Origin of the sequence: Streptomyces sp. NPDC059994 (genome assembly GCF_042737755.1) — a bacterium.
GTDB lineage: Bacteria > Actinomycetota > Actinomycetes > Streptomycetales > Streptomycetaceae > Streptomyces.
This window is the reverse complement of the sequence record NZ_JBHWUR010000026.1, coordinates 22,788-35,385: the sequence shown is the minus strand read 5'-3', so window position 1 is coordinate 35,385 and position 12,598 is coordinate 22,788. Positions and strand designations below refer to the sequence as shown.

The 12,598-nt window shown below is 70.0% G+C and carries 14 protein-coding genes; 5 read left to right on the top strand and 9 right to left on the bottom strand.

Features of this window, described 5'->3' with window-relative positions; genetic code table 11:
* Nucleotides 1-76 precede the first annotated feature (76 nt).
* Nucleotides 77-1,372, top strand: a complete 1,296-nt coding sequence (locus tag ACFWA7_RS15985; RefSeq protein ID WP_385823445.1) for a PTS transporter subunit EIIC — start codon at nt 77-79, stop codon at nt 1,370-1,372.
* 259 nt (nt 1,373-1,631) lie between these two features.
* Nucleotides 1,632-2,882 carry a PTS transporter subunit EIIC gene (locus ACFWA7_RS15980; protein WP_385539934.1) on the top strand — a complete coding sequence of 417 codons (1,251 nt, stop codon included), beginning with the start codon at nt 1,632-1,634 and terminating at the stop codon, nt 2,880-2,882.
* Between the two features lie 73 nt (nt 2,883-2,955).
* Here the strand turns inward: ACFWA7_RS15980 and ACFWA7_RS15975 are convergent, their stop codons facing one another.
* Complete coding sequence (locus tag ACFWA7_RS15975; protein WP_385539932.1) at nt 2,956-3,708, bottom strand: MBL fold metallo-hydrolase; 753 nt, start codon at nt 3,706-3,708, stop codon at nt 2,956-2,958.
* A gap of 200 nt (nt 3,709-3,908) precedes the next feature.
* On the opposite strand from ACFWA7_RS15975, the gene ACFWA7_RS15970 reads away from it, so the two are divergent.
* Nucleotides 3,909-4,376, top strand: coding sequence for a type II toxin-antitoxin system PemK/MazF family toxin (locus ACFWA7_RS15970; RefSeq protein WP_385539930.1), 468 nt, complete (start codon nt 3,909-3,911; stop codon nt 4,374-4,376).
* A gap of 652 nt (nt 4,377-5,028) precedes the next feature.
* Here the strand turns inward: ACFWA7_RS15970 and ACFWA7_RS15965 are convergent.
* The 7 genes from ACFWA7_RS15965 to clpS all read right to left on the bottom strand — a co-directional run bounded on the left by ACFWA7_RS15965 (nt 5,029) and on the right by clpS (nt 9,836).
* Nucleotides 5,029-5,979 (bottom strand): PLP-dependent cysteine synthase family protein, encoded by a 951-nt coding sequence (locus ACFWA7_RS15965; RefSeq protein WP_385823443.1) that lies wholly within the window; start codon nt 5,977-5,979, stop codon nt 5,029-5,031.
* A gap of 14 nt (nt 5,980-5,993) precedes the next feature.
* Entirely contained in the window at nt 5,994-6,281 is a 288-nt protein-coding gene (locus ACFWA7_RS15960; protein WP_385539926.1) for a MoaD/ThiS family protein, read from the bottom strand.
* A 133-nt stretch (nt 6,282-6,414) separates the two neighbouring features.
* The gene (locus tag ACFWA7_RS15955; RefSeq protein WP_385539924.1) at nt 6,415-6,531 is read right to left on the bottom strand and encodes a putative leader peptide; all 117 of its coding nucleotides are present in this window, start codon (nt 6,529-6,531) and stop codon (nt 6,415-6,417) included.
* A 136-nt stretch (nt 6,532-6,667) separates the two neighbouring features.
* Complete coding sequence (locus ACFWA7_RS15950) at nt 6,668-7,090, bottom strand: Mov34/MPN/PAD-1 family protein (protein WP_385539922.1); 423 nt, start codon at nt 7,088-7,090, stop codon at nt 6,668-6,670.
* A gap of 87 nt (nt 7,091-7,177) precedes the next feature.
* The gene (locus ACFWA7_RS15945; RefSeq protein ID WP_385823440.1) at nt 7,178-8,632 is read right to left on the bottom strand and encodes an amino acid permease; all 1,455 of its coding nucleotides are present in this window, start codon (nt 8,630-8,632) and stop codon (nt 7,178-7,180) included.
* A gap of 317 nt (nt 8,633-8,949) precedes the next feature.
* Nucleotides 8,950-9,531, bottom strand: coding sequence for a DUF2017 domain-containing protein (locus tag ACFWA7_RS15940; RefSeq protein ID WP_385539918.1), 582 nt, complete (start codon nt 9,529-9,531; stop codon nt 8,950-8,952).
* A complete protein-coding gene (gene clpS, locus ACFWA7_RS15935; protein ID WP_067159503.1) occupies nt 9,531-9,836 on the bottom strand; it encodes an ATP-dependent Clp protease adapter ClpS in 306 nt (101 codons plus the stop codon). Before clpS ends, ACFWA7_RS15940 begins: the two co-directional genes overlap by 1 nt.
* A gap of 239 nt (nt 9,837-10,075) precedes the next feature.
* On the opposite strand from clpS, the gene ACFWA7_RS15930 reads away from it, so the two are divergent.
* The gene (locus ACFWA7_RS15930) at nt 10,076-11,404 is read left to right on the top strand and encodes a nicotinate phosphoribosyltransferase (RefSeq protein ID WP_385539916.1); all 1,329 of its coding nucleotides are present in this window, start codon (nt 10,076-10,078) and stop codon (nt 11,402-11,404) included.
* A 100-nt stretch (nt 11,405-11,504) separates the two neighbouring features.
* A complete protein-coding gene (locus tag ACFWA7_RS15925; protein WP_385539914.1) occupies nt 11,505-12,092 on the top strand; it encodes an isochorismatase family protein in 588 nt (195 codons plus the stop codon).
* A gap of 101 nt (nt 12,093-12,193) precedes the next feature.
* Here the strand turns inward: ACFWA7_RS15925 and ACFWA7_RS15920 are convergent, their stop codons facing one another.
* Complete coding sequence (locus ACFWA7_RS15920) at nt 12,194-12,499, bottom strand: hypothetical protein (RefSeq protein WP_385539912.1); 306 nt, start codon at nt 12,497-12,499, stop codon at nt 12,194-12,196.
* Nucleotides 12,500-12,598: the final 99 nt, after the last annotated feature.

Sequence of the window (12,598 nt, the reverse complement as noted above, 5' to 3'; positions counted from 1 at the left end):
ACTGGTCTACACCAGTGCGCAACGCATCCCGGAACTGGCTTGTTCCAGCGGGGACGTACGGGACGGAGGGTCGCCCATGGGCGCGGACAGCGCGGCAGTGGACCGGCCGAAGTGGTGGAACGGCGCGTTCCAGAACCTCCAGAAGATGGGCCGCAGCCTCCAGTTGCCGATCGCCGTCCTGCCCGCGGCCGGCATCCTCAACCGGCTCGGCCAGCCCGACGTCTTCGGCAAGGACGGGCTCGGCTGGACCGACGTCGCCAAGGTCATGGCCGGTGCGGGCGGCGCGCTGCTCGACCCCAACATCGGGCTCCCGCTGCTGTTCTGCGTCGGCGTGGCCATCGGCATGGCCAAGAAGGCGGACGGCTCCACCGCGCTCGCCGCCGTGGCCGGATTCCTCGTCTACTACAACGTGCTGCGCCAGTTCCCCAAGGACTGCGCCGCCGGGGCGAAGGCGATCCCGGCGGGGTGCCAGGCGAACGACGGGACGGTCGCGGCCTTCACGTACCAGAACCCCGGGGTCTTCGGCGGCATCGTCATGGGCCTGCTCGCCGCCTGGTTCTGGCAGCGCTACCACCGGGTCAAGCTGGTCGACTGGCTCGGCTTCTTCAACGGCCGCCGGCTCGTCCCCATCATCATGTCGTTCGTCGCCATCACCTTCGCCGCGACCTGTCTGTGGATCTGGCCGCCGATCGGCGACGGCCTGGAGAGCTTCAGCGACTGGCTGGTGGGGCTCGACGCCTGGGGTTCGGGCATCTTCGGCGTCGCCAACCGCGCGCTGCTCGTCATCGGCCTGCACCAGTTCCTCAACGTGCCCATCTGGTTCCAGTTCGGCAGCTTCACCAAGCCGGACGGGACCGTGGTGCACGGTGACATCAGCATGTTCCTGGCGGGCGACCCGAACGCGGGCCAGTTCACCACCGGCTTCTTCCCGATCATGATGTTCGCGCTGCCCGCGGCCGCGCTGGCGATGACGCACTGCGCCAAGCCGCACCGCCGCAAGCAGGTGGGCGGTCTGATGCTGTCGGTCGGCCTGACGTCGTTCGTCACCGGCATCACCGAGCCGATCGAGTACTCGTTCCTCTTCATCGCCCCGCTGCTGTACGTGATCCACGCGATCCTCACCGGCGTCTCGATGGCGGTGAGCTGGGCGCTGGGCGTCAAGGACGGCTTCAGCTTCTCGGCCGGCCTGATCGACTACGTCATCAACTGGAACCTGGCGACGAAGCCGTGGCTGATCATTCCGATCGGTCTCGTATTCGCCGCCGTCTACTACGCGATCTTCCGGTTCGCGATCACCAAGTTCGATCTGCCGACTCCCGGGCGCGAGCCGGAGGAGCTGGAAGAGGAGATCGAGCGGGAGAACACGAAGTAATAACGGCGGGATAACCAAGCGGTTGTACGGCAGAGGCCTCGGACCCCAGGGTCCGGGGCCTTTGTCCGTCATGCCGGAATGTATGGCTCAGCACACAGAAATCGCAGGTTCCTTATCCAACCCTCACCGTGCTACAACTGGTCTACACCACTCAATGGTGTAGACCACGCGGGCTTAACCGCGTTCCCCCCTGAGACGCCGCCGTCCCCCCGTACTTTTCCATGTCCCCGGGCGGCGCCTTGCCAACTGGAGGAAGTTGATGAGTACGGCCACCGCTACGGCGGCGCCCGCGAAGAAGCGGGGTTCCGGTGTTTTCCAGGGTCTGCAGAAGATCGGCCGCAGCCTTCAGCTGCCGATCGCTGTTCTGCCGGCCGCAGGCATCATGGTCCGCCTCGGGCAGGACGACGTCTTCGGTAAGGACGGCCTCGGCTGGGACAAGGTTGCCGCCGTCTTCGGCAACGCGGGTGGCGCGATCACCGGCGCCCTGCCCCTGCTGTTCTGCATAGGCGTGGCCATCGGCTTCGCCAAGAAGTCCGACGGCTCCACCGCTCTGGCGGCCCTGGTCGGCTTCCTGGTCTACAGCAAGGTGCTGGAGGCGTTCCCGGTCACCGAAGCGGTGATCAAGGCGGGCAAGGACGACCCGGCGACGTTCAACAACCCGGGTGTCCTCGGCGGCATCATCATGGGCCTGCTGTCGGCGATGCTGTGGCAGCGGTACCACCGCAAGAAGCTGGTCGACTGGCTCGGCTTCTTCAACGGCCGCCGACTCGTCCCGATCATCATGGCCTTCGTCGGCGTCGTCGTCGGCGTCTTCTTCGGCCTGGTCTGGGAGCCCATCGGTGACGGGATCGCCGACTTCGGCAAGTGGATGACGGGCCTGGGCGCCGGGGGCGCCGGTCTGTTCGGCGCCATCAACCGCGGGCTGATCCCGATCGGCATGCACCAGTTCGTGAACACCGTGGCCTGGTTCCAGCTCGGTGACTTCACCAACTCCGCCGGCGAGGTCGTGCACGGCGACTACGGCCGCTTCCTGGCCGGGGACCCGTCCGCCGGTATGTTCATGTCCGGCTTCTTCCCGATCATGATGTTCGGCCTCCCGGCCGCCGCGCTCGCCATGGCGCACACCGCCCGCCCCGAGCGCCGCAAGGCCGTGCTCGGCATGATGATCTCGCTGGCGCTGACCTCCTTCGTGACCGGTGTGACCGAGCCGATCGAGTTCTCGTTCATGTTCATCGCGCCGCTGCTGTACGTGATCCACGCGGTGCTCACCGCTGTGTCCCTCGCGGTCACTTGGGCGCTCGGTGTCCACGCGGGCTTCAACTTCTCGGCCGGTCTGATCGACTACGCGCTGTACTGGAAGCTCGACACCAAGCCCTGGCTGATCATCCCGATCGGTCTCGTCTTCGCCGCGATCTACTACTTCGTCTTCCGCTTCGCGATCACGAAGTTCAACCTGATGACCCCGGGCCGTGAGCCCGAGGAGGAGATCGAGGACCTGACGAAGGCGTAAGCCTCACGGGTTGTACGGAAGGGCCCCCGCACCGAGTTGGTGCGGGGGCCCTTTCCCGTACCGACCGGCGGGATCAGACCTCGTACACCGCACCCGGCGCCGCCAGCTCCACCGGGCCCGTGTACGCCCCACGGGCATCCGTCAGGTTGACCTCGCCGTCCGTCCACGGCGGGATGTGGGTCAGGACCAGGCGGCCGGCCCCGGCGCGGGCGGCGTGTTCGCCGGCCTCGCGGCCGTTGAGGTGGAGGGCCGGGATGTCCTCCTTGCCGTGCGTGAAGGACGCCTCGCACAGGAAGAGGTCGGTGCCCTCGGCCAGCTCGTGCAGGGCCTCGCAGACGCCGGTGTCGCCCGAGTACGTGAGGGACCCGCCGCCGTGCTCGATGCGGATGCCGTACGCCTCGACGGGGTGGCAGACCCGCTCCGTACGGACCGCGAAGGGGCCGATGTCGAACGAGCCGGACTTCAGGGTGCGGAAGTCGAACACCTCGCTCATGGAGGAGCTGGACGGCGTGTCCGCGTACGCCGTGGTGAGCCGCTGCTCGGCGCCCTCCGGCGCGTACACCGGCAGGGGGGCGCAGCGTCCGCCCTCATGGCGGTAGTACCGGGCCACGAAGTAGCCGCACATGTCGATGCAGTGGTCGGCGTGCAGATGGCTGAGGAAGATCGCGTCGAGGTCGTAGAGACCGATGTGGCGCTGCAGCTCGCCCAGGGCGCCGTTGCCCATGTCGAGGAGCAGCCGGAAGCCGTCGGCCTCGACGAGGTAGCTCGAACAGGCCGATTCCGCGGACGGGAACGACCCGGAGCAGCCGACGACGGTGAGCTTCATGGAGCGTGAACCTCCGGGAGCGGCAAGGGAACGGGGAGGGCGGCGGGAGGTCGTGCGGTCCGTCGAGCGTAAGGCGCCGCACTGCCGGTCGCTCCTCAGTGGCAGGCCGTTGTGGGGGAACTCACCTGCGCTGTCACCGGTTCGGGCGGAGTGCGGGCGGAGCGCGCGCGGGGGGCGTGCCGCCGGGTAACGTCTGCGGTATGGACACGTCCTGGTGGCTCGCGGTGATCGCCGTGGTGGTGGTCGCGCTGGGGGCCGCGGTGGTCGACGGGCGGGGGCGCGGCCGACCGCGCCCGGCTCGGCCCGGAGGGCGCGTACGGCCGCCCGGGCGACCTGCCGGTCCGCGCCGGGCGCCCAAGCGGCGGCCTCAGCCGGGTGAGATCTGGTGGGCGGACGTGCCGTACGAGGACGGGCCGGGCTCGAAGGACCGGCCCTGTCTGGTGCTGTCGGTACGGGGGAACAGCGCGCTGGTCGCGAAGATCACCAGCAGGTTCCACGAGGAGCAGGCCGGGGTGATTCCGCTGCCGCCGGGCACGGTCGGGGACGCGCAGGGGCGGCCGAGCTTCCTGGAGACGGATGAGCTGCGCGATGTGGCGCTGTGGGAGTTCCGGCGGCGGGTGGGAGTGGTGGACCCTACGGTGTGGGACCAGGTGCGGTACTTGGCGTGACGCCGGTTGCCCCCACTCCGCCCCTTCCCGCTGTGACATGTGCGGCTCCGCCGCGTGGCCTCCGGGGGTGGGCGGGGGCTGAGATGGGTCTCCCGGGGCTACGCCCCCGGGCCCCGTTGCGGGGCCGCGCCCCTGCACGCCGGGGGCGCCGCCCCCCTCGGACCCGGTTTTGGCGGGGCCTGCGCCCCCGGACCCCTGGCGGGGGCTCCGCCCCCTGCACCCCGGTCCCGTGCGTCTGCGGGTTGTCTGTGGCTGGTCGCTCCCCCGAGTTCTCAGCTCCGCTCGAACAGGGGGCTCCCATCGCGGCGGAGCCGCACATGTCACAGCCCCGCGCCCCTGAAGGGGCGGGAGCTTCGCTCCCTGCCCCCGGCTCCTCAAGCGCCGGGGGCTGAAATGTGGCCGGGCCCCCTTCTGCCCGCCTTCAGGGGCGCGGGGAACTGCGCGACCAGCCCCCACCCATCCGCAGACAAACGCGGTCGGGGCCGCAGGCCCCGCTCAGGGGTCGGGGGGCGGAGCCCCCGGCAAGCAAGCCTCAACCCCCACCCACAGACAAACGCCAGGCCCAAAAAGGGGCACGGGGAACTGCGCGACCAGCCCCACCCACCCACAGACAAAGCACGGCCCCCGGGGCCCGGCCCGCAGCCCCGCAGGGCTACGCCCAGAGCTGCCCCTGCAGCATCTCGATCGCTTCCTCCGTCGTCTCCGCCGTATAGACGCCAGTCGACAGGTACTTCCAGCCGCCGTCCGCCACCACGAACACGATGTCGGCCGGTTCGCCCGCCTTGACCGCCTTCTTGCCCACACCGATCGCCGCGTGCAGCGCCGCGCCCGTGGAGACGCCCGCGAAGATGCCCTCCTCCTTGAGGAGTTCGCGGGTGCGGGTCACCGCGTCCGCCGAGCCGACCGAGAAACGGCTGGTCAGCACCGACGCGTCGTACAGCTCGGGGACGAAGCCCTCGTCGAGGTTGCGCAGGCCGTACACCAGGTCGTCGTAGCGCGGCTCGGCCGCGACGATCTGGATGCCGGGGACGCGCTCGCGGAGGTAGCGGCCGACGCCCATGAGCGTGCCCGTGGTGCCGAGGCCCGCCACGAAGTGGGTGATCGACGGGAGGTCGGCCAGAATCTCCGGGCCGGTCGTCGCGTAGTGCGCGCCCGCGTTGTCCGGGTTGCCGTACTGGTAGAGCATCACCCAGGACGGGTTCTCGGCGGCCAGCTCCTTCGCCACCCGTACCGCCGTGTTGGAGCCGCCCGCCGCCGGGGACGGGACGATCTCCGCGCCCCACATCTTCAGCAGGTCGCGGCGCTCCTGGGAGGTGTTCTCGGGCATCACGCAGACGATGCGGTAGCCCTTGAGCTTCGCCGCCATCGCCAGCGAGATGCCGGTGTTGCCGCTGGTCGGCTCCAGGATGGTGCAGCCGGGCGTCAACCGGCCCGCCTTCTCGGCCTGTTCGATCATGTGGAGCGCGGGGCGGTCCTTGACCGAGCCGGTCGGGTTGCGGTCCTCCAGCTTCGCCCAGATGCGGACGTCGTCCGACGGGGACAGCCTGGGGAGGCGGACCAGCGGGGTGTTGCCGACGGCGGCCAGCGCGGAGTCGTAGCGCATGACGGCGATCAGCCTCAGACCATGCCGCCGGCCACGGCCGGCAGGATCGTCACGCTGTCGCCGTCGGACAGCGCGGTGGTGATGCCCGCCAGGAAGCGGACGTCCTCGTCGTTGAGGTAGACGTTCACGAAGCGGCGCAGCTCGCCGCCGGCGGCCTCGTCGACCAGGCGCTCGCGGATGCCGTTGTGACGGGTCTCCAGGTCCTTGAAGAGCTCGTCGATGGTCGCCCCGCTGCCCTCGACGGCCTTGGCGCCGTCGGTGTAGGTGCGGAGGATGGTCGGGATGCGGACCTCGATGGCCATGGCGTGGGCTCCAGTCGGAAGGAGAGAAGACGAGAAGGGGAGAGGAAGGCAAGGGGCGCGCGGCTTCGCGCGGGTGCTGCGGAGGTACGGGTCGTACGTACGGACGTACGGGTCGTGCGCGGGCGGCCGTGGCTCAGGCGGCGGTGGCGCGCGGACACATCGCGCTCGCGAGGCGGCACAGGTCGACGTGCAGGCGCGCCACGAGCAGCGGGCTGCTCGGCTTCTCTTCGCTCACGTCGTGGGGAACCATGCGGTCATCGTATCGATTCCCGGTCCGCTTCCCGGAGTGTGATCTCGGATGGCGGACGCATTCCGCTCAGGATGCGGGCAGAGCCCGGCGGGGCGCGGGCGCCCCGCCGCGCGCCCCGCGTACGGCTCAGTACGCCTCAGTACGCCTCCACCACCGTGACCTCTTCCTCCTCGATCCTGCCGTCCACGATCCGGTACGAGCGGAACTGGAAGTCGCCGAGGCCGTCCGTGTCCGCCGTCGACACCAGGACGTAGTGGGCGCCGGGCTCGTTCGCGTACGTCACGTCGGTGCGCGAGGGGTACGCCTCGGTCGCCGTGTGCGAGTGGTAGACGATCACCGGCTCCTCGTCCCGGTCGTCCAGCTCGCGGTACAGCTTCAGCAGGTCCTGCGAGTCGAACTCGTAGAACGTGGGCGAGCGGGCCGCGTTCAGCATCGGGACGAACCGCTCGGGGCGGCCGGTGCCGGCCGGGCCGGCGACCACGCCGCACGCCTCGTCGGGGTGGTCGGCGCGGGCGTGCGCGACGATCTGGTCGTACAGGGCCTGGGTGAGGGTCAGCATGAGCGCAAGGATAAGCAGACAGGCCGTCCCGTACCGAGGAGTGGTACGGGACGGCCCGAATGGTGAGAACCGGCGGCTGCGCGGGCGCTACGAGCGCTTGGCGAACGCCTTGTTGTCGGGGTTGCGCGCCTTGAGGACCAGGTACGAGACGCCCAGGACCAGGCCCCACAGCGGGGCGCAGTACAGGGAGACCCGCGAGTCCTTGTCGACGCCCATCATCACGATGACCATGAGGATGAACAGCAGCGCGAACCAGCTGGTGTACGGGGCGCCCGGCGCCCGGAAGGTGGACTGGGGCAGCTCGCCGCGGTCGGCCTTGGCGCGGTAGCGGATCTGGCAGACCAGGATCATGATCCAGGCCCACATGCCGGAGATGGTGGCGAAGGAGACGACGTAGTCGAACGCCTTGCCCGGCGCCTTGTAGTTGATCCAGACGCCCACCAGCATCAGCGCGGCCGAGACCGTGGTGCCGATCAGCGGGGTGCCGCTCTTGGTCAGCTTGGTGAAGACCTTCGGGCCCTGGCCGTTGAGCGCGAGGTCGCGCAGCATGCGGCCGGTGGAGTACATGCCCGAGTTGCAGGAGGACAGGGCGGCCGTCAGGACCACGAAGTTGACGATCGCCGCGCCGACGCCGAGGCCCATCTTCTCGAAGGCCGCGACGAAGGGGCTCACGCCGGGCTGGAACTCGTGCCACGGGACGACCGAGAGGATCATGATCAGGGCGCCGATGTAGAAGACGGCGATGCGCCACGGCACGGTGTTGATGGCCTTGGGGAGCGTCTTCTCGGGGTCCTTGGACTCGCCCGCGGTGACGCCGACCAGCTCGACGGCGAGGAAGGCGAACATCACGATCTGCAGGGTCATCAGCGTGCCGCCGATGCCCTTGGGGAAGAAGCCGCCGTCGTTCCAGAGGTTGGCGACGGTGGCGGTGTCCGCGGCGTCCGAGAAGCCGACGGTGAGGATGCCGGCGCAGATGAGGATCATGCCGACGATGGCCGTCACCTTGACCATCGAGAACCAGAACTCCAGCTCACCGAAGAGCTTCACCGAGATCAGGTTCACCGCGTACAGGATGAGCGTGAAGACCAGCGCGTACAGCCATTGCGGGACGTCGTTGTGCGTCCAGAAGGCCATGTACTGGGCGGCCGCGGTGACTTCGGTGATGCCGGTGACGACCCAGAAGAGCCAGTAGGTCCAGCCGGTGACGAAGCCCCAGAACGGGCCGACGAACTCACGGGCGTACTCCGAGAAGGAGCCCGAGACCGGGCGGTACATCAGCAGCTCGCCCAGCGCCCGCATGATGAAGAAGATGACCAGGCCCGCGATGGCATAGGCCAGGATGAGGCTGGGGCCGGCCTTCGAGATGGCCTTGCCCGCGCCGAGGAAGAGCCCGGTGCCGATGGCTCCGCCGATCGCGATCATCTGGATCTGGCGGGCGCCGAGGGCCCGCTGGTATCCCTCGCCCTCGGCTGCGCCGTGGGCGGTCCCCACGGCCTCATTGCCGGAGCGGTCGTCCTGCTTGTCGACCTGCGCTGAGGTCATGGTGGTGCGCCTTTCTCCATGCTGACCCGCCCGCTTCGATGAGTGAAGCCGCGGATCAGGTCCTGATCCCCCCGGATGTGGATGGAGTGCCACCGGCGGTCAGCCGGCCGAAGCGCCCCCGGGAACATGGGTGGCGTCCCCGGGTGGTCGTGAAGATTTATCACGTCTTTACGGGTGATCCACTGGGGTCTCTGTGGCGCACACCACAGAGAAGACCGGACAAAGCGCGCAGGAAACCGCAAACCATGCCGTTGCGGTAATCGGATCGTTATGCGGATTTGAGCGTCCGCTGAGCGAACAGAGAGAAAACAGCCGTCTCAGGCCATCAGTGTCTCGACGAGCGTCTCCTGGAGCCCGCCGAGCCAGAGGTACGCCATCACCATCGGCTTGCGCGGGTCCTCGTCCGGCAGCCGGTACAGGTCGCCGCTCTCGTCCTCGTCGGTGACGTCCAGCCGGGTCCCGATGGTCAGACGCAGGTCGTTGAGCGCGCCCAGCCAGCGCCGGGAGTCGTCGGCGGACAGCTTGAGGACCGCCCCGCCGTCGCCCTGCGGGGTGAGCGAGTCGAGGGCGCGCACCACCGCGAGCGCGTCCTCGCGCTTGCGGGCGCGCAGGTCCTTCTCGGTGAAGCGGCGGAACTCGGCGGCGGAGGCGCGCAGTTCGTCGCTCTCTCCGCTGTCGTACGCGTCGGGGAAGAGCCGGGCAAGCGCCGGGTCGGCGGGCGGTTCGCTGGGGCCCTCGGCGAAGAGCGCGGCCAGCGGGTCCTCGCCCTCCATCGGCTCGTCGCCCGGGCCGATCAGCTCAAGGAGCTGTACGGACAGGGAGCGCAGGATGGCGATCTCGACCTCGTCGAGCGCGACGGCGGCGCCACCGCCGGGCAGCGCCTCGAAGTAGCCGGCCATCAGCCGCGGTCCTGGGTGAGCGTGGCCCACAGCCCGTAGCCGTGCATCGCCTGCACGTCGCGCTCCATCTCCTCGCGGCTGCCGCTGGAGACCACCGCCCGGCCCTTGTGGTGCACATCGAGCATCAGCTTGCGGGCCTTGTCCTTGGGGTAGCCGAAGTAGCTCTGGAAGACGTACTGGACGTAGCTCATGAGGTTGACCGGGTCGTTGTGGACGAGCGTCACCCACGGCACATCGGGTTCGGGGACGGCGAAGGTCTCCTCCGCCGACTCGGGGCGTTCGATCTCGACCGGGGCAACACTCACGTCTGTGGACGACCTTCGTCTTCTTTGCCGGGGGTCCGGGGGTTGTTCCCCGGGAAGCACAGCCTCACTTACCCAATGCTGCCACTCGGGGGCCGCAGTCGCACAAACGGGCCCCGAAATCGTCACTCTGACGCGAAGAGGAGTAACATCCGGCCCATGGCTGCTACTCCCGGGGGACGCTCCCCGGACCCCCGGCCGACCCGGTCGACAGCCGGAACGGAAAGGCGAGGTAACCGGTTGTGAACACTGCGGACCTTGGGCTGCCGGTGGACGTGCCGTCGACCGCGCTCTTCACGGACCAGTACGAGCTGACCATGCTCCAGGCGGCACTGCGCGCCGGGACGGCCGACCGGCGGTCGGTCTTCGAGGTCTTCACCCGGCGGCTGCCGGAGGGGCGCCGGTACGGCGTGGTGGGCGGGACCGGACGGGTCCTGGACGCCGTGGAGAACTTCCGCTTCGACCCGGCCGTCCTCGGCTTCCTGCGCGAGCGCGCGATCGTCGACGAGCCGACCCTGGAGTGGCTGGCCTCGTACCGCTTCTCGGGCGACATCTGGGGCTATCCCGAGGGCGAGGTCTACTTCCCGGGCTCGCCGATCCTGCGGGTCGAGGGCTCCTTCGCGGAGTGCGTGCTCCTGGAGACCGTGATCCTGTCGATCCTCAACCACGACTCGGCGATCGCCGCCGCCGCGTCCCGGATGTCCGCGGCCGCGGGCGGCCGGGCGCTGATCGAGATGGGCGCCCGGCGCACCCACGAGCTGGCCGCGGTGGCCTCGGCCCGGGCCGCGTACGTGGGCGGCTTCACCACCACCTCGGACCTGGCGGCCGGGTTCCGGTACGGCATCCCCACCGTCGGCACCAGTGCGCACGCCTTCACCCTGCTGCACGACAGTGAGCGGGACGCCTTCCGGGCCCAGGTGGACTCGCTGGGCCGGGGCACCACCCTTCTGGTGGACACCTACGACGTGGCCGAGGCGGTCCGTACCGCCGTGGAGATCGCGGGCCCCGAGCTCGGCGCGGTCCGGATCGACTCCGGGGACCTGCTGCTCGTCGCCCACCGGGTGCGCCAGCAGCTCGACGAGCTGGGTGCGACGAAGACGAGGATCGTGGTGACGTCCGACCTCGACGAGTACGCCATCGCCTCGCTGGCGGCCGCGCCCGTCGACGCGTACGGCGTCGGCACCCAGCTGGTCACCGGCAGCGGGCACCCCACCTGCTCCATGGTCTACAAGCTGGTCGCCCGCGCGCAGAGCGCGGACCCGAAGGCGCCGCTGGTGCCGGTGGCGAAGAAGTCGATGGGCGGCAAGACGTCGATCGGCGGCCGCAAGTGGGCGGCCCGGCGCACCGACGCCGACGGGATCGCGGAGGCCGAGGTCGTCGGCACCGGGCCGGTCCCGGACGGGCTGGCCGACCGGCAGCTGCTCGCCGAGCTGGTCAAGGGGGGCGTGGTGGTGGCCCGCGAGCCGCTGGACGCCGCCCGGGAGCGGCACATCGCGGCGCGCGGCACGCTGCCGATGTCCGCGATGCAGCTGTCGCGGGGAGAGCCGGTACTGCCCACGGAGTACGCGTAACGCCGCACGTCCGGGCCTTTGCACCCCAATTGCCCCCTGCCGGACCGGGGTCGGAGTCTCTACGCTCGTTGAACAGCCCCCTGACCGAAGGACAGCCGACATGCACCGCGCGTTGATCGTCGTAGACGTTCAGAACGACTTCTGCGAGGGCGGCAGCCTCGCGGTCACGGGTGGCTCCGACGTCGCCGCTGCCATCACCGACCTGATCGGCCAGGCCGCCGGGTCCGTGTACCGCCATGTGGTGGCCACCCGCGACCACCACGTCGACCCGGGCGACCACTTCTCGGCGCACCCCGACTTCCGGCACTCCTGGCCGGTGCACTGCGTGGCCGGGACGGAGGGCGTGGGCTTCCACCCGAACTTCGCCCCGGCGGTCGCCTGCGGCGCCATAGACGCGGTCTTCGACAAGGGCGCCCACGCGGCCGCGTACAGCGGCTTCGAGGGGCGCGACGAGAACGGCGTGGGCCTGGCGGAGTGGCTGCGCGCCCGGGAGGTCACCGAGGTCGACGTGGTCGGCATCGCCACGGACCACTGCGTGCGGGCGACGGCACTGGACGCGGTGCGGGCGGGCTTCGCCACGCACGTACTCCTCGACCTGACGGCCGGGGTGGCCGAGGAGAGCACCGAGCGGGCGCTGGAGGAGCTGCGGGCGGCGGGCGCGGAGCTGTCAGGCAAGCCGGTGTTCTGACCGGTGCTTCGCGTTGTCGCCCGGGTGCGGGCCGTCCTGGGCTGGTCGCGCCCACGCGGCGGAGCCGCACGATGTCACGGCCCCGCGCCCCTGAAGCGCCCTCACGGGCGCAGCAGCGCCCTTATCGGGTGCCAGAGCTCCTCGGCCTCCGGCTGCGGCGCGGTGCGCCACAGCAGGCCGTCCGGGTGGTGCAGGACCGCCGTGATCTCGTCCGGCGTGGGCGGCTGGGTGTTGCCGCGCAGATAGACCGCGCGCAGGCCCAGGTTCCGCAGCCGGGTGAGGGCGCGGGCCCGGTTGGCCGCATGGACCAGGACGCGCACCTGGCGGCCGTCCCCGGCGGGGCTGGGCAGCGTGAGCGCGACGACGACGCTGCCGTTCGGCAGCTTGCTGAAACCTCCGCCAGGCATGGCGTACCGCTCCCCCGTAAGACGTCGTGTCAATAAGGACTCGTAGGACGCACCTAAACACGATCGGCCGCCGCCCGCTAGAGGGCGACGGCCGATCAT

Excerpts from the sequence above, each read along its gene's own strand:
- ACFWA7_RS15965 (WP_385823443.1), bottom strand. The coding sequence starts at position 5,979 with ATGCGCTACGACTCCGCGCTGGCCGCCGTCGGCAACACCCCGCTGGTC.
- ACFWA7_RS15970 (WP_385539930.1), top strand. The coding sequence starts at position 3,909 with ATGGACACGTCCTGGTGGCTCGCGGTGATCGCCGTGGTGGTGGTCGCG.
- ACFWA7_RS15980 (WP_385539934.1), top strand. The coding sequence starts at position 1,632 with ATGAGTACGGCCACCGCTACGGCGGCGCCCGCGAAGAAGCGGGGTTCC.
- ACFWA7_RS15945 (WP_385823440.1), bottom strand. The coding sequence starts at position 8,632 with ATGACCTCAGCGCAGGTCGACAAGCAGGACGACCGCTCCGGCAATGAG.
- ACFWA7_RS15960 (WP_385539926.1), bottom strand. The coding sequence starts at position 6,281 with ATGGCCATCGAGGTCCGCATCCCGACCATCCTCCGCACCTACACCGAC.
- ACFWA7_RS15955 (WP_385539924.1), bottom strand. The coding sequence starts at position 6,531 with ATGGTTCCCCACGACGTGAGCGAAGAGAAGCCGAGCAGCCCGCTGCTC.
- ACFWA7_RS15985 (WP_385823445.1), top strand. The coding sequence starts at position 77 with ATGGGCGCGGACAGCGCGGCAGTGGACCGGCCGAAGTGGTGGAACGGC.
- ACFWA7_RS15975 (WP_385539932.1), bottom strand. The coding sequence starts at position 3,708 with ATGAAGCTCACCGTCGTCGGCTGCTCCGGGTCGTTCCCGTCCGCGGAA.
- ACFWA7_RS15940 (WP_385539918.1), bottom strand. The coding sequence starts at position 9,531 with ATGGCCGGCTACTTCGAGGCGCTGCCCGGCGGTGGCGCCGCCGTCGCG.
- ACFWA7_RS15950 (WP_385539922.1), bottom strand. The coding sequence starts at position 7,090 with ATGCTGACCCTCACCCAGGCCCTGTACGACCAGATCGTCGCGCACGCC.
- ACFWA7_RS15925 (WP_385539914.1), top strand. The coding sequence starts at position 11,505 with ATGCACCGCGCGTTGATCGTCGTAGACGTTCAGAACGACTTCTGCGAG.
- ACFWA7_RS15920 (WP_385539912.1), bottom strand. The coding sequence starts at position 12,499 with ATGCCTGGCGGAGGTTTCAGCAAGCTGCCGAACGGCAGCGTCGTCGTC.